Origin of the sequence: Mesobacillus boroniphilus JCM 21738, assembly GCF_000517385.1 — a bacterium.
GTDB classification, from domain to species: domain Bacteria; phylum Bacillota; class Bacilli; order Bacillales; family Cytobacillaceae; genus Mesobacillus; species Mesobacillus boroniphilus.
Map to the genome: position 1 here is coordinate 1 of NZ_BAUW01000235.1, position 658 is coordinate 658.

The 658-nt window shown below is 43.5% G+C and carries 1 protein-coding gene; it reads right to left on the bottom strand.

Annotated features, from left to right (window positions below):
* Window positions 1-242 precede the first annotated feature (242 nt).
* Complete coding sequence (locus JCM21738_RS22030) at window positions 243-506, bottom strand: hypothetical protein (RefSeq protein ID WP_023627805.1); 264 nt, start codon at window positions 504-506, stop codon at window positions 243-245.
* Window positions 507-658: the final 152 nt, after the last annotated feature.

Here is a 658-nt window from a genome sequence, read left to right on the forward strand (position 1 = left end):
AAGAAGCAAGGGGACGTACCTTTTACTCCTTTCGTGTTACGAATTTCCGAGGAGTGGCCGATTTCTGGGTCTCTTTGTTTGTCGGAATAGTTTGCTGACGGTCAGATTGTCTGGGTATTGATAGTTTTATTTGTCCGAATAGTAGGAGACAACGTAGATCTCAAATACACAATCTAAACCAGGTCGGGAAGGGTTCTGATCTGGTTTTTTGCTCTGTTGGTTGATTACGTGTTGGTAGAGTACTATTCTAAATCGTGTGTGCTATAACTTTTGTTTTCGATTATGGTGGCGAATTTGGTTTTGTTTAAGCGGAGTTGACTGGGATTGATTTCTCTTGCATAGATGGATAGGACTTGCTTTGTGTTGATGTTGCCTTGGCTTGTTGCGAGGCAGCCGTCGGAATAGCGTCCAATGCGTTCAAGGAGGTGCTCCATGGACTTGCTTTTGATATAAAGTTCCTGGGTGAAGTCGGGAGAGTATGAGATATATAAGATGAAGTACTTCATGTCGCTGCCTCCTTGAAGGTGGGGTGCTGCCTGTTTAGTCTTGGTTCTGGCTATCTATTTTGGCTTCTTGGACTAATTCATCTGGCTCCATGCCGAATGATTTTGCTAAACGTTCTATCGTCCAGAGAGTTGGATTATGTATATTCCGTTCG